The 15227-nt window shown below is 64.9% G+C and carries 12 protein-coding genes; 11 read left to right on the forward strand and 1 reads right to left on the reverse strand.

Annotated elements, in window-relative coordinates; genetic code table 11:
* Positions 1-159: 159 nt before the first annotated feature.
* The gene (gene typA, locus ACRWQA_RS01750) at positions 160-2007 is read right to left on the reverse strand and encodes a translational GTPase TypA (protein ID WP_263582204.1); all 1848 of its coding nucleotides are present in this window, start codon (positions 2005-2007) and stop codon (positions 160-162) included.
* A 338-nt stretch (positions 2008-2345) separates the two neighbouring features.
* On the opposite strand from typA, the gene ACRWQA_RS01755 reads away from it, so the two are divergent.
* From ACRWQA_RS01755 to nirK, 11 genes are all read left to right on the forward strand, one after another.
* Positions 2346-2885, forward strand: coding sequence for a glycosyltransferase family protein (locus tag ACRWQA_RS01755; protein ID WP_434230856.1), 540 nt, complete (start codon positions 2346-2348; stop codon positions 2883-2885).
* Positions 2886-3236: 351 nt separating this feature from the next.
* A complete protein-coding gene (gene glnA, locus ACRWQA_RS01760; protein WP_434230853.1) occupies positions 3237-4643 on the forward strand; it encodes a glutamate--ammonia ligase in 1407 nt (468 codons plus the stop codon).
* Positions 4644-4806: 163 nt separating this feature from the next.
* Positions 4807-5373: a DUF4124 domain-containing protein gene (locus ACRWQA_RS01765; RefSeq protein ID WP_263582206.1), complete on the forward strand. Its 567-nt coding sequence runs from the start codon at positions 4807-4809 to the stop codon at positions 5371-5373.
* 326 nt (positions 5374-5699) lie between these two features.
* Entirely contained in the window at positions 5700-6746 is a 1047-nt protein-coding gene (glnL, locus tag ACRWQA_RS01770) for a nitrogen regulation protein NR(II) (RefSeq protein WP_434230850.1), read from the forward strand.
* Positions 6739-8151 carry a nitrogen regulation protein NR(I) gene (gene ntrC, locus ACRWQA_RS01775; protein ID WP_263582208.1) on the forward strand — a complete coding sequence of 471 codons (1413 nt, stop codon included), beginning with the start codon at positions 6739-6741 and terminating at the stop codon, positions 8149-8151. The genes glnL and ntrC overlap by 8 nt, the downstream gene beginning before the upstream one ends.
* 122 nt (positions 8152-8273) lie before the next feature.
* Positions 8274-9224, forward strand: coding sequence for a hydroxymethylglutaryl-CoA lyase (locus ACRWQA_RS01780; RefSeq protein ID WP_434230847.1), 951 nt, complete (start codon positions 8274-8276; stop codon positions 9222-9224).
* Positions 9225-9226: 2 nt separating this feature from the next.
* Positions 9227-10432, forward strand: coding sequence for a CaiB/BaiF CoA transferase family protein (locus ACRWQA_RS01785; RefSeq protein WP_434230844.1), 1206 nt, complete (start codon positions 9227-9229; stop codon positions 10430-10432).
* Positions 10433-10529: 97 nt separating this feature from the next.
* A complete protein-coding gene (locus tag ACRWQA_RS01790; RefSeq protein ID WP_263582211.1) occupies positions 10530-11525 on the forward strand; it encodes a Bug family tripartite tricarboxylate transporter substrate binding protein in 996 nt (331 codons plus the stop codon).
* A complete protein-coding gene (locus ACRWQA_RS01795) occupies positions 11522-11995 on the forward strand; it encodes a tripartite tricarboxylate transporter TctB family protein (protein WP_263582212.1) in 474 nt (157 codons plus the stop codon). Before ACRWQA_RS01790 ends, ACRWQA_RS01795 begins: the two co-directional genes overlap by 4 nt.
* A gap of 9 nt (positions 11996-12004) precedes the next feature.
* Positions 12005-13498 (forward strand): tripartite tricarboxylate transporter permease, encoded by a 1494-nt coding sequence (locus tag ACRWQA_RS01800; RefSeq protein ID WP_263582213.1) that lies wholly within the window; start codon positions 12005-12007, stop codon positions 13496-13498.
* Between the two features lie 199 nt (positions 13499-13697).
* Positions 13698-15101, forward strand: coding sequence for a copper-containing nitrite reductase (gene nirK, locus ACRWQA_RS01805; RefSeq protein ID WP_434230840.1), 1404 nt, complete (start codon positions 13698-13700; stop codon positions 15099-15101).
* Positions 15102-15227: the final 126 nt, after the last annotated feature.

Genomic DNA, 15227 nt, shown 5'->3' on the forward strand with positions numbered 1-15227 from the left:
GACGGGCGCTGACGTTGAGTCTAGGCCAGGCCCACGCGAACGCCACTCATCGTCCCGCCAGCTCGATGAGCGGAGGGCTTGGAGGCTTACGTCACGCGAGAGGGCCGCAAAACGACGACACCCGCCGAGTGGCGGGTGTCGATGGGAAGCGAGCGAGGCTTACTTCTTGGCGCGCTTGCGCTCGTGCTCCTTGAGGAACTTCTTGCGCAGGCGGATGTGGTTGGGCGTGACTTCCACCAACTCGTCGGAGTCGAGGAACTCGATGGCCTGCTCCAGGCTGAACTTCACCGGCGGCGTCAGCACGATGTTCTCGTCGTTGCCCGAGGCGCGCATGTTGTCGAGCTTCTTGCCCTTGGTGGGGTTGACCACCAGATCGTTGGCACGGTTGTGGATGCCCACCAGCATGCCTTCATAGACCTCGGTGCCGTGGTCGATGATCAGCTTGCCGCGCTCCTGCAGGGCGTACAGCGCATAGGCCAGGGCCTTGCCGTCGACCATAGAGACCAGCACGCCATTACGGCGTTCGATGGCGGCGTCGGGCTTGAGCGCGCCGTAGTGATCGAAGCGGCTGGTGAGGATGCCGGTGCCCGAGGTCAGCGTCAGGAACTGACCGCGGAAGCCGATCAGCCCGCGCGCGGGGATGATGAAGTCCAGGCGCACGCGGCCCTTGCCGTCGGGGTTCATGTTGGTCAGCTCGCCCTTGCGGTAGCCGAGCTCCTCCATGATCGCGCCCTGGTGCTGCTCCTCGCAGTCGATGATCACCTCTTCGTACGGCTCCTGCCTGACGCCGTCGATCTCCTTGATGATTACCTCGGGGCGGCCCACCGCCAGTTCGAAGCCTTCGCGGCGCATGGTCTCGATCAGCACCGAGAGGTGCAGCTCGCCACGGCCGGAGACCTTGAACTTCTCGGGGCTCTCGCCTTGCTCCACACGCAGCGCCACATTGTGGATCAGCTCCTGGTCGAGGCGATCCTTGATGTTGCGGCTGGTGACGTACTTGCCGTCGCGGCCGGCGAAGGGCGAGTCGTTGACCTGGAAAGTCATGGAGACGGTGGGCTCGTCGACCGACAGCGGCGGCAGTGCCTCGACGGCGGCCGGGTCGCACAGGGTATCGGAGATCGAGAGCTCGTCGACACCGGTGATGCAGACGATGTCGCCGGCGGTGGCGAGTTCGGTCTGCACGCGCTCGAGGCCCATATGGGTCATGACCTGGCCGACCTTGCCCTTGCGGGTCTTGCCGTCGGTGCCGATCACGGTGATCACCTGATTGGGCTTCACCGAGCCACGCTTGATGCGGCCGAGGCCGATGACGCCCACGTAGCTGGAGTAGTCCAGCGCCGAGATCTGCATCTGGAACGGACCATCCTGCTCCACGGCCGGTGGCTCGACGATGTCGACGATGGCCTGGAACATGGGCGACATGTCTTCCGCCAGCGCTTCGGGGTCCATGCCGGCGATACCGTTGAGCGCCGAGCAGTAGATGATCGGGAAGTCGAGCTGCTCGTCGCTGGCGCCGAGGTTGTCGAACAGATCGAAGATCTGGTCGATGACCCAGTCGGGGCGCGCGCCGGGGCGGTCGATCTTGTTGACCACCACGATCGGCTTGAGGCCTTGGGCGAAGGCCTTCTGGGTGACGAAGCGTGTCTGCGGCATGGGGCCGTCGACGGCGTCGACCAGCAGCAGCACGGAATCCACCATCGACATCACGCGCTCAACCTCGCCGCCGAAGTCGGCGTGTCCGGGAGTGTCGACGATGTTGATATGGAAGTCGCGGCCGTTACCGTCCTGCCAGCGGATCGCGGTGTTCTTGGCCAGGATGGTGATGCCGCGTTCTTTTTCCTGGTCGTTGGAGTCCATGACGCGCTCCTGCCCCTCGGCCTTGCGGTCCAGCGTGCCGGACTGGCTCAGAAGCTTGTCGACCAGCGTGGTCTTGCCGTGGTCGACGTGAGCGATGATGGCAATATTGCGCAAACTCTCGATACGAGAGGGGGTTACAGCTGTGTTCATAGGGTGTGACTCATCAACAGGTGCGCACCTATGTACACATCGATAGGACGTACCCTAGGCGCGGGGTAGGGAGTGGTGGCGCATTGTACAGGTAAGCGACGAAGGGGAATAGCACAACCTCGTCATTATACTCTTCTCAGCCCGGGGCGTGGCTCTCCCCATGCGCCCGGGGGTGCCTTGGCAATGTTGTTGTCCGACAAAGCCGGACATGAATTGGACATTCTGTGGGACAAAATTCAGTAGAGGAACTTTATCGACACTTTTGTACACTCAACTACACAGTTTGTAACTTTGCGTGCTGTCGGGTGGCCCTTTTATGCCTTGGTGGAGCCTGAGCCATGAGCCTTGCCAGTGTCATTTTCGATGCCCGGACTGCTGGAGCAAGACTTCCGCGCAGTCTGGTCATCTTCGAGCAGGCTGCCCGGCGCTGGCAGGGTGGGCATGAGCTGCTGTTGGTGGACGACACCGGCGATCGCCGATTGCCGTCCCTGGCTCAGCGCCACCAGGCCGTCCTGCTATCGTGCGGCTCCGCAAGCCTGGGCAGCCGTTTCAACGCCGCGGTGGGTGCCAGCCGCGGCGACATCCTGCTCTTTCCCGGACAAGAGGATCGTCGTGCCGCCGATTGGCTGAGCCATCGGCTGGCCGATGTCGAACTCGCCGGCGACTGGGACGCCGCCGTCCTGCCCATGCGCCGTCACAGCTGGCTGCGCTGGTGGGGGCTGCTCCAGCGCCTCTCGCCGATGGACACCTACTGGGTGGCGCGGTCCTGGTTCGATCGCATCGGCGGCTTCGACCCCCAACTGGGAAGCGATGCGCTGCCCGATCTGCTCGAGCGGCTGCGGGCGTGCCAGGCAAGGGTATCGATCGAGGTCGCGTAGTTCCCACTTCGCATTGCGCACTTCTTTGGTGCGCCCTGGTCACGCTTGCACCAATTTAGTGCCATGTCGGAGCCCTGATGGGGCTCACTGAGGCTGGTCGAGCAGGCTTGGTGCAGCGCGAGACAGAGCGGTGCAAATTCTTTTCTTGTAAAAACAGATGCTTAATTTTTTTCTGGGCTCGCATGGTGCATTTTTGGCATGGCTCCTGCATTTATGTGGGCAGCTCTCCATGCTTGTGCATGGCGACGTGGGCAGCAGGCCCACCGCGTGTTACAACAGGCGCTGCGATGCAACCAGCGCCAGTGGACTTCAGCCAAACGAATCGAGCCACAGCTCAAACGGAGGACACAAATGTCAGCCAAGACTCTCGCCCTGATCGAAGAACATGATGTGAAGTGGGTTGATCTGCGCTTCACCGACACGCGGGGCAAGGAACAGCACGTCACCATTCCGGCCCGTGACGTCGATGAGGAATTCTTCGAGAACGGCCAGATGTTCGACGGCTCCTCCATCTCCGGCTGGAAGGGCATCAACGAGTCCGACATGATTCTGCGCCCGGAAGACGGCACCGCCTTCCTCGATCCGTTCACCGAAGACGCGACCCTGGTGCTGCGCTGCGACATCATCGAGCCAGCGACCATGCAGGGCTACGAGCGCGACCCGCGCTCCATCGCCAAGCGCGCCGAGGCCTACCTGCAGTCCACCGGCCTGGGCGACACGGCTTTCTTCGGCCCCGAGCCCGAGTTCTTCATCTTCGACGAAGTGCACTGGAAGGCCGACATCGAAGGCGCCATGTACAAGATCACCTCTGAAGAGGGCGCCTGGGCCACCGACCGTCAGGTCGAAGGCGGAAACCTGGCGCACCGTCCGCGCGTCAAGGGTGGCTACTTCCCGGTACCCCCGGTAGACAGCTTCCATGACATTCGCGGCGCCATGTGCAACACCCTGGAAGCCATCGGCCAGACCGTCGAGGTGCACCACCACGAGGTGGCCAACGCCGGCCAGAACGAGATCGGCGTCAAGTTCAACACCCTGGTGAAGAAGGCCGACGAAGTCCAGGAAATGAAGTACGTGATTCACAACGTGGCCCATGCCTACGGCAAGACGGCCACCTTCATGCCCAAGCCGCTGGTCGGCGACAACGGCAGCGGCATGCACGTGCACCAGTCCTTCTGGAAGGATGGCCAGAACCAGTTCGCTGGCGACCAGTACGCCGGGCTGTCCGAAATGGCGCTCTACTACATTGGCGGTATCATCAAGCACGCCCGTGCCCTGAACGCCTTCACCAACGCTTCCACCAACTCCTATAAGCGTCTGGTGCCGGGCTTCGAGGCGCCGGTAATGCTGGCCTACAGCGCCCGCAACCGCTCTGCTTCCATCCGCATTCCCTACACGGCAAGCCCCAAGGGCAAGCGCGTCGAGTGCCGTTTCCCCGACCCGACCGCCAACCCCTACCTGGCCTTCGCCGCCATGCTGATGGCCGGTATCGACGGTATCAAGAACAAGATCCACCCCGGCGACGCCATGGACAAGAACCTCTACGACCTGCCGCCGGAAGAGGGCAAGCTGGTACCGACTGTCGCCAGCAGCCTGGACCAGGCGCTCGAGGCGCTGGACGCGGATCGTGCTTTCCTCACCGAGGGCGGCGTGTTCACCGACGACATGATCGACGCCTACATCGAACTGAAGATGGAAGACGTCGAGCGTATCCGCATGACCACGCACCCGATCGAGTTCGACATGTACTACAGCTGCTAAGCTGTCGGGTCCGGCGGTCTTCGCCGGCTCGTACCGAGGGGCTCCGCATCGCGGAGCCCCTTTTTTGTCGTACACTATGTTGCGGATGGTTGCGAGGGAACACGTTACTGGCACATCGGTTGGCCGCCAGCGGAGCCGCGGTCGCCGTCTACGGAGAGTACTCATGGGCAAGGCGATCGTGCTGTGTCTGTTGGGCCTGGCACTCGCTCAGGGTGTGCTGGCCACGACGATCTATCGCACCACCGATGCGCAGGGTAACGTGGTCTTCACCGACGACCCCAACCGTGGTGGCGAGCCGGTGGAGCTGGCGCCGCTGACAGTGATCCCATCGCAGGTCGAGGGGCGCCAGTCCGAGCCGCCGCGGGTCGAGGGCGTTGCCCCACGCATGGGCGAGGCGCCGGGCCAGCCCTTCATGCCCTATGACACCTTCCGCATCCGTTCGCCGGAACACGGCGCGGACCTTCCCGCAAGCTATGCCGGCAACCTGCAGGTGGAGCTGGCCATTGAGCCGGAGTTGCGTCCCGACCACCGCGTGCAACTGCTGGTCGACGGCCGGGTGAGCCAGACGCCCATGCACACCCGCGCCTTCATGCTCAACGATCTCGGCCGTGGCGAATACGTGCTGCAGGCGGAGTTGCTTGATGCCCAGGGGCAGGTGCGTCATCGCAGCCCGCCGGTCTCTCTTTACGTTCAGCGAGCCAACGTGACGTTGCCGCAGGATGGTGGTTGAGCCGAGGCGTCAATCTCAAACTGACCGCGGCGTTTCCCCTGGCTCGCCCTTCCTTGTGCCTCGATGCCCCGAGATGGGGAAGATTGATGCCTCCTGATTTGGCGCTCTCGCCATCGGTGCACCATAATGGTGCATAAGAGTTCGCTGCGGTCGCCCTGAAACGGCGCCCTGCTGCGTCGCCGTGGGTTGGCGCGCTTCTTGCTTGGAATGTTCCATCCAGAGTGCTGCCTGGCTTCGGGGCGGTGGCTGCGGCGATCCCTGCCGATGCGCCATGACGATGCAAGTAATGCTCCATGCACTCTGCGTTCAACGAGGGAAGGTCGTAAATGTATCGACGCCTGATGGAACACCTCACCACGGCGGTGCTGTTGCTCGACCACGAGTTGCGGCTGAGCTGGATGAATCCGGCGGCCGAAGCCTTGCTGGCGGTCAGCCTGGGCCGGGTTAAGGGACTCAGCCTGGCGAGCCTGCTGGCCGAGGACGACGGTATGGGCGGAGTGCTGGCCAAGGCGCGCGACGACCAGCACCCCTTCACCCAGCGCGAGGTCAGGCTGGCGCTGGTCGGTGGTGCCGTGGCCACGATCGACTATACGGTGACTCCGCTGTCGACGGTGGAACTGCTGGTGGAGATGGAGCCGCGCGATCGGCTGCTGCGTATCTCCCGCGAGGAGGCTCTGCTCAACCGCCAGGAGGCGATCAAGGTGCTGTCGCGCGGCCTCGCACATGAGGTCAAGAACCCGCTGGGCGGGATCCGTGGCGCCGCGCAACTGCTGGAGCGCGACCTCGACGACCCCGCGCTGCAGGAGTTCACCCGTATCATCGTCGAGGAGGTCGACCGCCTGCGCGATCTGGTCGACAGCATGCTGGGGCCGAACAAGCTGGTGCGCCACGAGCCGCTCAACATTCACAAGGTACTGGAGCGGGTGCGCACGCTGCTGATGGCCGAGACCCCGTCGGTGGCCATCGAGCGCGACTACGATCCCAGCCTGCCGGATTTCCCCGGCGACGAAGCCCAGATGATCCAGGCGGTGCTCAACGTGGCCCGCAACGCCGTGGAGGCGATGACCGAAGCCGGCACCGAGGCCCCGAGCCTGCTGTTGCGCACCCGGGCACGCCGCCAGTTCACCCTGGGTGCGGAGCGTCATCGTCTGGTCTGCGAGGTGGCCATGATCGACAACGGCCCCGGCGTTCCCGAGGGCCTTCAGGAAACCCTTTTCTATCCCATGGTATCGGGGCGTGCCGACGGCAGTGGACTGGGACTGTCCATCGCCCAGGGCATCCTGCACCAGCACCAGGGGCTGATCGAGTGCGATTCCCGCCCCGGCCATACCGAGTTTCGTCTGCTTATTCCTTTGGAGAGGCGCCATGACTGATGTCGCACGTGTCGCGGTGGTCGACGACGACCGCGCCATTCGCTGGGTGCTGGAGCGCGCCCTGGCTCAGCCCGACCTCGAGGTCGAGTGCATCGACCGGGCCGATGTGGCGCTCAGCCGCTTGCTGGACGACCCCCCCGACGTGCTGGTCACCGACATTCGCATGCCGGGAATCGACGGTCTCGACCTGATGTCGCGGGTGCGCGAGGTTCATCCCGACCTGCCGGTCATCGTGATGACCGCCCACTCCGACCTCGACAGCGCGGTGGCCTCCTATCAGGGCGGTGCCTTCGAGTACCTGCCCAAGCCGTTCGACGTCGATGAGGCGCTGGCCCTGGTGCGTCGCGCGGTGGCCCACGCCCGCGAACGCAAGCGCCCGGTCAGCGTCCCCGAGGGGCTCGACGCCGAGATCATCGGCGAGGCGCCGGCGATGCAGGAGGTGTTCCGCGCCATCGGTCGGCTGTCACACTCACACATCACGGTACTGATCAACGGCGAGTCGGGTACCGGCAAGGAACGGGTGGCCCGCGCCCTGCATCAGCACAGTCCGCGCTCCAGCCATCCGTTCATCGCACTGAACATGGCAGCGATCCCCCGCGACCTGATCGAGTCCGAGCTGTTCGGCCACGAGAAGGGCGCCTTTACCGGTGCCACGGCAAGCCGCCAGGGGCGCTTCGAGCAGGCCAACGGCGGCACGCTGTTCCTCGACGAGATCGGCGACATGCCCGCCGAGACCCAGACGCGGCTGCTGCGGGTGCTGGCCGACGGTGAATTCTATCGGGTCGGCGGTCACACGCCGGTGAAGGTGGACGTGCGTATCATCGCGGCCACTCACCAGAACCTGGAGCGGCTGGTGGAGGATGGACGCTTCCGCGAGGACCTGTTTCATCGCCTCAACGTGATCCGTGTGCACCTGCCCAAGCTGGCGGAACGCCGCGAGGACATCCCGCGCCTGGCGCGCCATTTCCTGGCCGAGGCGGCCAAGGAGCTTTCTACCGACATCAAGGTGTTGACCAAGGACGCCGAGGCGCACCTGACCCGGCTGTCCTGGCCGGGCAACGTGCGTCAGCTCGAGAACACCTGTCGCTGGCTGACGGTGATGGCATCGGGCCGCGAGATCCTGGTCGAGGACCTGCCACCGGAGCTGCGCCAGGGCGAAGGCGGCGAGGTGGCCAACGGCGACTGGCGCGCCGCCTTTCGCGACTGGGCCGACCGCGCCCTGGCGGCGGGCCACACCCATCTGCTGGAAGAGGCCGTACCGGATTTCGAGCGCATCCTGATCGAGACCGCGCTCAAGCATACCGGCGGGCGCAAGGGCGAGGCCGCCGAGCTGCTGGGCTGGGGGCGCAACACCCTGACGCGAAAGCTCAAGGTGCTGCTGCCGGCACTGGCGGATGGCGACTGAGAGTCGGCACTGCTCGAGCTCCTGTAAAGCGCCCGTAAAAGGTAAGCATTAAACGAAAGGCGCATGGCTGCGAAGCGAGTCGGCTTCGTACAGTCGGGGAAACCCTTGCGCGGCTAACCATCATGCTTGACGCGATCCGAGCACCCCGGCAGGTCCATGTCACCGAAGTGGGCCCGCGCGACGGGCTGCAGAACGAGAAGGTATTGCTCTCCACGGCGCACAAGGCCGAGCTGGTGCGCGCCCTGGTCGCCGCCGGGGTCCGCGAATTCGAACTGACGTCCTTCGTCAGCCCCCGCGCGGTACCGGCGCTGGCCGATGCCGCGGAGCTGGTGGCCGAACTACGCGACATCCAGGGCGTGCACTTCTCGGCGTTGGTGCCCAACCTGCGCGGGGCCGAGCGGGCCCTCGAGGCCGGCATCGATTCGGTGGTGCTGTTCGTCTCGGCTTCGGAAACCCACAACGCCAAGAACGTCAATGCCAGCGTCGATGAGTCGCTGGCGAGCTTCGAGCAGGTGGCCCGTCGCCTCGAGGGTAGCGGCATCGAGCTGCGCGGTGCCATCGCCACCTGCTTCGGCTGTCCCTTCGAGGGCGATGTCGATGTCGCCGCGGTAGGCCGCATTGCCCGTCACTTTGCCGACCTCGGCGCCCGCTACGTATCGCTGGGCGACACCACCGGCATGGCCACGCCGCCCCTGGTCGCGGAACGGATCACCCATCTGCGCGAAGTGGTGCCCGACGTGTCGCCGACCCTGCATTTCCACAACACCCGCGGCATCGGCCTGGCCAACGTCATGCAGGGCCTTGCGCTCGGCGTCGATCGCTATGAGAGTTCGATCGGCGGGCTGGGTGGCTGCCCCTTCGCGCCGAAGGCGACGGGTAACATCGCCAGCGAGGACCTGATCTACCTGCTCAGTGAAATGGGCATCGAGACCGGCATCGACCTGGAGCGGATCATCGAGGCCGCTCAGCTCGCCACCCGCCTGATGGGGCGCCCTCTGCCGGCCCAGGTCTCCAAGGCGGGGCCACGACTGGCGCTCAGCGACTGCGCGGCGGTGCCCACGGCAAAAGGATGAACATGACGAATCCAACAGCCCAGGCCGCGGGAAGCCTGGAGGGCATCCGCGTGATCGACCTCACGCGGGTCATCTCGGGGCCGTTTTGCACCCAGATATTGGGCGATCACGGCGCCGAGGTGATCAAGGTCGAACCGCCGGAACGCGGCGATGTCGTGCGCTCCCAGGGCAACATCGTGAACGGTTTCAGCTGGTATTTCGCCCAGTTCAACCGCAACAAGCGCTCTCTGACGCTGGATCTGCGCAGTGAAGAGGGCAAGGCGCTACTGGCCCGGCTGCTGGAGGGGGCGGACGTGCTGGTCGAGAATTTCCGCCCCGGTGTCATGGCCAAGATGGGCTTGGATGACGAGACCCTGCGCGAGCGCTATCCGCGTCTGGTCGTCGGTCGCATCAACGGCTTCGGCTCGACCGGACCCTATCGCGATCGGCCCGCCTATGACTTCATCGCCCAGGCCATGAGCGGCTTCATGGGTGTCAACGGCCCCGCCGACGGCGAACCCATGCGCGCCGCGCCACCCATCAGCGACATGGTGGCCAGTCAGAACCTGGCCTTCGGTATCTGCGCGGCGCTGGTGCGGCGCGAACGCAGTGGGCGGGGCGATATCGTCGAGACCGCCCTGACCAATGGGTTGATCGGCATGATGGGTTACCTGGCGGCGGAGTTCTTCGCTACCGGCCGGGTACCGGCGCGCACCGGTAACGACCATCCCATGCTCTATCCCTACGGCCTGTTTCGCGCCAGCGATGGCGAGGTGGCCATCGCCCCAAGCAACGACATCATGGTCGAACGCCTGCTGAGGGCGCTCGACATGCTGCATCTGCTCGACGACGAGCGCTTCGCCGACAACACCTGTCGCATGCGCAATCGCGAAGCGCTGCGCGAAATACTGACGCGGGTCACCGAGCGGCACAGCGTCGACGAATGGATCGCGCATCTCAACCGGGCCGGGGTGCCCTGCGGACGCGTCCACGATCTGCGCGAAACCTTCGAGGATCCCCAGGTTCAGGCACAGCAAATGAAGATCGAGCTGGACCAGGGGAAATTCGGCCGGATTCCCACTACCGGCTTCCCGGTCAAGATGAGCGAGGCCCCCGCGGCGGTTCACCGTGCCGTACCGGAACTCGGCGAGCATACTCGCGAGATTCTGCGCGAGCTGGGGGTCGAGGAAGTCGAGATCTCGGCCATGCAGGCACGCGGTGTTATATGAGCTAATCTGCAAGAGGCGCCGAGCCGAGGCTTCGGCGTGGCTATACCTACCACAACACGGCACAACAGAGACACAACAACAAACGAGGGACACGACAATGCGCACCATCAAGCACGCTCGCCACGGTCTCGCCGCTTCGGCCCTGCTGGGGCTGGGCCTGGCCATCAGCTCACCGAGCCAGGCACTGCCGATCAGCGAATGCATTGCCCCGGCCGACCCCGGTGGCGGCTGGGACTTCACCTGCCGCTCGGTCGCCAAGCTGCTGCGCGAACTGGAGCTGACCGACCGTGCCGTACAGGTTACCAACATGCCGGGCGGCGTGGGGGCCGTGGCGTTCTCCAACGTCGCCAGCAGTCGCGCCGACGATAGCAACCTGATCGTGGCGACCAGCACCGTGGGCATGACCCAGATCGCCCAAGGGCAGTACCCCGGCGACGCCGACACCATGCGCTGGCTGGCCATGCTGGGCACCGATGTCGGGGTGATCCTGGTCGACGATGAGAGCCCCTTTGAGTCCCTCGAGCAGCTGCTCGACGCCATGGTCGAGGATCCCGCTGCCGTTGCCATGGCCGGCTCGAGTGGCGCCGGCGGCTGGGATCATATCCGGGCGCTGCTGCTGGCCAAGGAGGCGGGCATGCCGGCCGATCAGATGGCCAGCGTGCGCTGGGTGCAGTTCGACGGCGGCGGCCCGGCCGTGACCCAGATGATGGGGGGCCACGTCGACATGGTCTCCACCGACCTCGGCGAGATCGCCGGTTTCATCGAGTCCGGCGACGTGCGGGTGCTGGCGGTGCTGTCCGACGAACCGCTGCCCGAACCCTTCGGCGACCTGCCCACCGCGGTGTCCCAGGGCTATGACGTGACCGGCTACAACTGGCGTGGCTTCTACACCGGAGGAGACGTCTCCGACGAGGACTACGCGGAGATGGTCGAGACCCTCGAGACGCTCTACCAGAGCGACGAGTGGCAGGAGACCGCCCAGCAGAACGGCTTGGTGCCGCTATGGCGTGGCGGCGACGAGTTCATCGACTACGTACACGAGACCATCGACGAGGTCGAGGCTGTCTCGCGCGAGATCGGTGTCATCGAGTGAGTGAACCTGGGCTGAACACGGATCAGGTCTCGGGCGCCGTCGCCGACCGTATCGCCGGCGTCGTGTTGCTGCTGATGGCGGTGGGGGCGTGGTGGTATTCGCACACCTTCCCGGCCGGCTTCGGCCAGGTCGTGGGGCCCGGGGCCTTTCCGCGGCTCGTCAGCGTGCCGATGGGCCTGTTCGCGGCCTATCTGGTGATACGCCCCGGGGTCAATCAGCGCTGGCCGCAGCGCGCCGCCCTGCTCAGGCAGGGGGCGGCGTTGCTGCTGCTCGGCATCTATGCGGGCTTCCTCAAGCCGCTGGGCTTCCTGCCCGCCAGTCTGGTCTGCGTGGTGCTGTTGATTCGTCTGTTCGGCGCGACCTGGAGGGCCTCGCTGGCCTGCGGCGCGCTGCTGACGGTCTCGCTCTATCTGCTGTTCGAATTCGCCCTGGGCATGCCGCTACCCAACATGCCGGGCCTCGACTGGTAAGGCGTCTCGATGGATATATTGGCTTTTCTCGCCCAGGGTTTCGCCGTGGCGCTCGAGCCCCAGCACCTGTTCCTGGCGCTGGTCGGCTGTGCCGTGGGCACGCTGATCGGAGCGCTGCCGGGGCTTGGCCCGGTCAACGGGGTGGCGCTGATGATCCCGTTGACCTTCAATTTCGGCCTGACGCCGACCGCTGCGCTGATCCTGCTGGTCAGCATCTACTACGGCTGCATGTACGGCGGGCGGATCAGCTCGATCCTGCTCAACATTCCGGGCGACGAGCCGGCGGTGATGACCACCCTCGACGGCTACCCCATGGCGCTCAAGGGGCGTGGCGGCGAGGCCTTGGGGCTCTCCGGCGTGGCCTCGTTCGTCGGTGCCACCGTGGCGACCATCGGGCTCACCCTGTTCGCCCCATTGCTGGTGGGGTTCGCAATCCGCTTCGGGCCGGCCGAGTACTTCGCCCTGTTCGTGCTGGCCTTCGCCACCATCGGTGGGGTGACCAGCGGCAGCCTGGTGAAGAGCTTTCTCGCGGCCTGCCTGGGCCTGTTGCTGGGCACCGTGGGCATCGACTCGGTGAGCAGCGTGCCACGCTACACCTTCGGCTGGTACGAACTCTATGACGGCATCGATTTCATCGTCGCCCTGGTCGGGTTGTTCGCGATCTCCGAGTGCCTGGTGTTTCTCGAGGACACCCGCGGCAGCAACAAGCCGACCCTCAAGGTGGGCTCGGCGATACCCGGCATTCGCAGCGCCTGGAAATGCGCACCGACCATCGGGCGCAGCTCGTTCATCGGTTTCGTCGCCGGCGTGCTGCCGGGTGCCGGCGCCGCGCTCGGCAGCTTTCTTTCCTATACCCTGGAGCGCCGCTGGCTGGGACGTCGCGGCACCTTCGGGCAGGGCGACCCGCGCGGCGTGGCGGCGCCCGAAGCGGGCAACAACGCAGCGGCCGGCGGTGCGCTGATCCCCATGCTGTCGCTGGGCATTCCCGGCAGCGGCACCACGGCCATTCTGCTGGCGCTGCTGTTGTCTATGAACATCACCCCCGGGCCGCTGTTGTTCTCGCAGCAGCCGGAAATGGTCTGGGGGCTGGTGGCGGCACTGTTCATCGGCAACGTGATGCTGCTGATCCTCAATATCCCGCTGGTGGGGCTGTTCGCCAAGGTGCTGCAGGCGCCCGGCTGGTTCCTGATGCCGATGGTGGTGATGGTGGCCTTCGTCGGCGTCTATTCGCTGAGCAACAGCGCCTTCGATCTCTACATGATGCTGGCCTTCGGCGTGCTCGGCTACGTGCTGCGCAAGCTGGAGATGCCCGCCGTGCCGGTGGTGCTGGGCCTGCTGCTGGGCGGGCAGATGGAGTACAACCTGCGCCGTGCCATGTCGATCTCCGGTGGTGACTGGAGCATCCTGTGGAACAGCGGCATCACCATCGGTATCTACGCCTTCGCCATCACCCTGATCGTGGCCGGGTTGGTCTATAGCGCGATGGTTCGACAGCGGACCTAATGCATAGGTGAAAAGCGCCTGCACTCGGCGGCTTGCTTGCGCAGCCTGGCTTCGATTGTCGCAGATCAAGTTTCCGCTCATGGCTCCCTCGGAAGCCGTAGGCTGGAAGCGGTTCCTGACGTGGATCAACTTAAACAAGTATCCAGAATGCTACTTTAAAGTCGTCCCCAAAAGTAATTCCTCCGTGAGGAAAAAGACGATGAAATTCACACGTAGCGTTCTTGCCCAGGCCATCGCCATACTTGCTGTTAGTGCGGTGCTGACCAATCCCGCTTTCGCCGCGCACGGCGAAGCACTCAGCCCAGCCAGCGTCACGCCCGACGTCACCTATACACTGCGTACCGCCGTAGCCGACGGCAAGCTGGTATTCATCGGTGACAAGGGCGACATCAAGGATGTGGTCAATCCCGACCTGCACGCTCCCGTCGGGGCGGTGGTTCAGATCAACCTGATCAACGGCGACGGTGCCATGCACGATATCGCGCTACCCGAGTTCGGCGTCGATTCCGACGACATAAGCGGTCAGGGTTCGGCTACCGCCGTGGCCTTCCGGGTCGACGAGGAGGGCAACTTCGAGTACCTGTGCAGCATACCCGGCCACAAGGCGGCCGGAATGGTAGGCAATTTCATTGTCGGCGATCCGGAGCCGGCAGATGAGATCGAAGCAGCCCCCGACCTGTCGATGGACCCGCATGAAGTCGGCGAGCCGGTAGGCGACCGCGGCCCGCAGGAGGTCACCGTCGATCTCGTGACTACCGAAGTGGAAGGCTACCTGGCCGACGGTTCCAGCTACCGCTACTGGACCTTCAACGACACCGTACCCGGCCCCTTCGTACGGGTTCGCGTGGGCGACACCGTCACCGTCAACATGAGCAACGCGGAGGACAGCGCCCATATCCACTCGGTCGATTTCCACGCCGTGACCGGCCCCGGTGGCGGGGCGGCGGTGACCCAGGCGGCACCGGGCCAGACCAAGAGCTTCAGTTTCCAGGCCCTCAATCCCGGACTCTACGTCTACCACTGCGCCACGCCGATGGTCGCCCAGCACATCTCCAACGGCATGTACGGCATGATTCTGGTCGAGCCGGAAGGCGGGCTTTCGCCGGTGGATCGCGAGTTCTACATCATGCAGGGCGAGCTCTACACCGCCCAGCGCCACGGTAGCCAGGGGTTGCAGGAGTTCTCCCTCGACAAGCTGCTCGACGAGCGCCCCGAGCACTTGATGTTCAACGGCAACATGGATGCGCTGACCCAGACGCACAAGATGGAGGCCGACGTGGGCGACAACGTGCGCATCTTCTTCGGCGTCGGCGGCCCCAATGCCACCTCCAGCTTCCACGTCATCGGCGAGATCTTCGACAAGGTCTACGACCAGGCCTCGCTGACCAGCCCGCCGCTGACCGACGTGCAGACCACGCTGGTACCCCCGGGTGGCGCCACCATGGTCGAGTTCGAGGTCGACTACCCCGGCAAGTACATCCTCGTCGACCATGCGCTATCCCGCCTGGAGAAGGGGCTGGCCGGGTTCCTCCACGTCAACGGCGAGGAGAACCCCGAGGTCTTCCATACCGAAGAGGCCCACGACCCCAACTCCGGCCACTGAGCCACGTCCTTCACGCCCCGCCCAACCGGCGGGGCGCTTGCCGTTGGCGTGACGCTTCGATGGCAACGATGTGACAGTTCCGCATCGTCTTACACCAAGTCTTTGTTTCCCAATCCACTGCAAGCC

This window comes from Billgrantia sp. C5P2, from assembly GCF_051062895.2.

Excerpts from the sequence above, each read along its gene's own strand:
- typA (WP_263582204.1), bottom strand. The coding sequence starts at position 2,007 with ATGAACACAGCTGTAACCCCCTCTCGTATCGAGAGTTTGCGCAATATT.
- ntrC (WP_263582208.1), top strand. The coding sequence starts at position 6,739 with ATGACTGATGTCGCACGTGTCGCGGTGGTCGACGACGACCGCGCCATT.
- nirK (WP_434230840.1), top strand. The coding sequence starts at position 13,698 with ATGAAATTCACACGTAGCGTTCTTGCCCAGGCCATCGCCATACTTGCT.
- ACRWQA_RS01790 (WP_263582211.1), top strand. The coding sequence starts at position 10,530 with ATGCGCACCATCAAGCACGCTCGCCACGGTCTCGCCGCTTCGGCCCTG.
- ACRWQA_RS01785 (WP_434230844.1), top strand. The coding sequence starts at position 9,227 with ATGACGAATCCAACAGCCCAGGCCGCGGGAAGCCTGGAGGGCATCCGC.
- glnA (WP_434230853.1), top strand. The coding sequence starts at position 3,237 with ATGTCAGCCAAGACTCTCGCCCTGATCGAAGAACATGATGTGAAGTGG.
- ACRWQA_RS01800 (WP_263582213.1), top strand. The coding sequence starts at position 12,005 with ATGGATATATTGGCTTTTCTCGCCCAGGGTTTCGCCGTGGCGCTCGAG.
- ACRWQA_RS01780 (WP_434230847.1), top strand. The coding sequence starts at position 8,274 with ATGCTTGACGCGATCCGAGCACCCCGGCAGGTCCATGTCACCGAAGTG.
- ACRWQA_RS01755 (WP_434230856.1), top strand. The coding sequence starts at position 2,346 with ATGAGCCTTGCCAGTGTCATTTTCGATGCCCGGACTGCTGGAGCAAGA.
- glnL (WP_434230850.1), top strand. The coding sequence starts at position 5,700 with ATGTATCGACGCCTGATGGAACACCTCACCACGGCGGTGCTGTTGCTC.
- ACRWQA_RS01765 (WP_263582206.1), top strand. The coding sequence starts at position 4,807 with ATGGGCAAGGCGATCGTGCTGTGTCTGTTGGGCCTGGCACTCGCTCAG.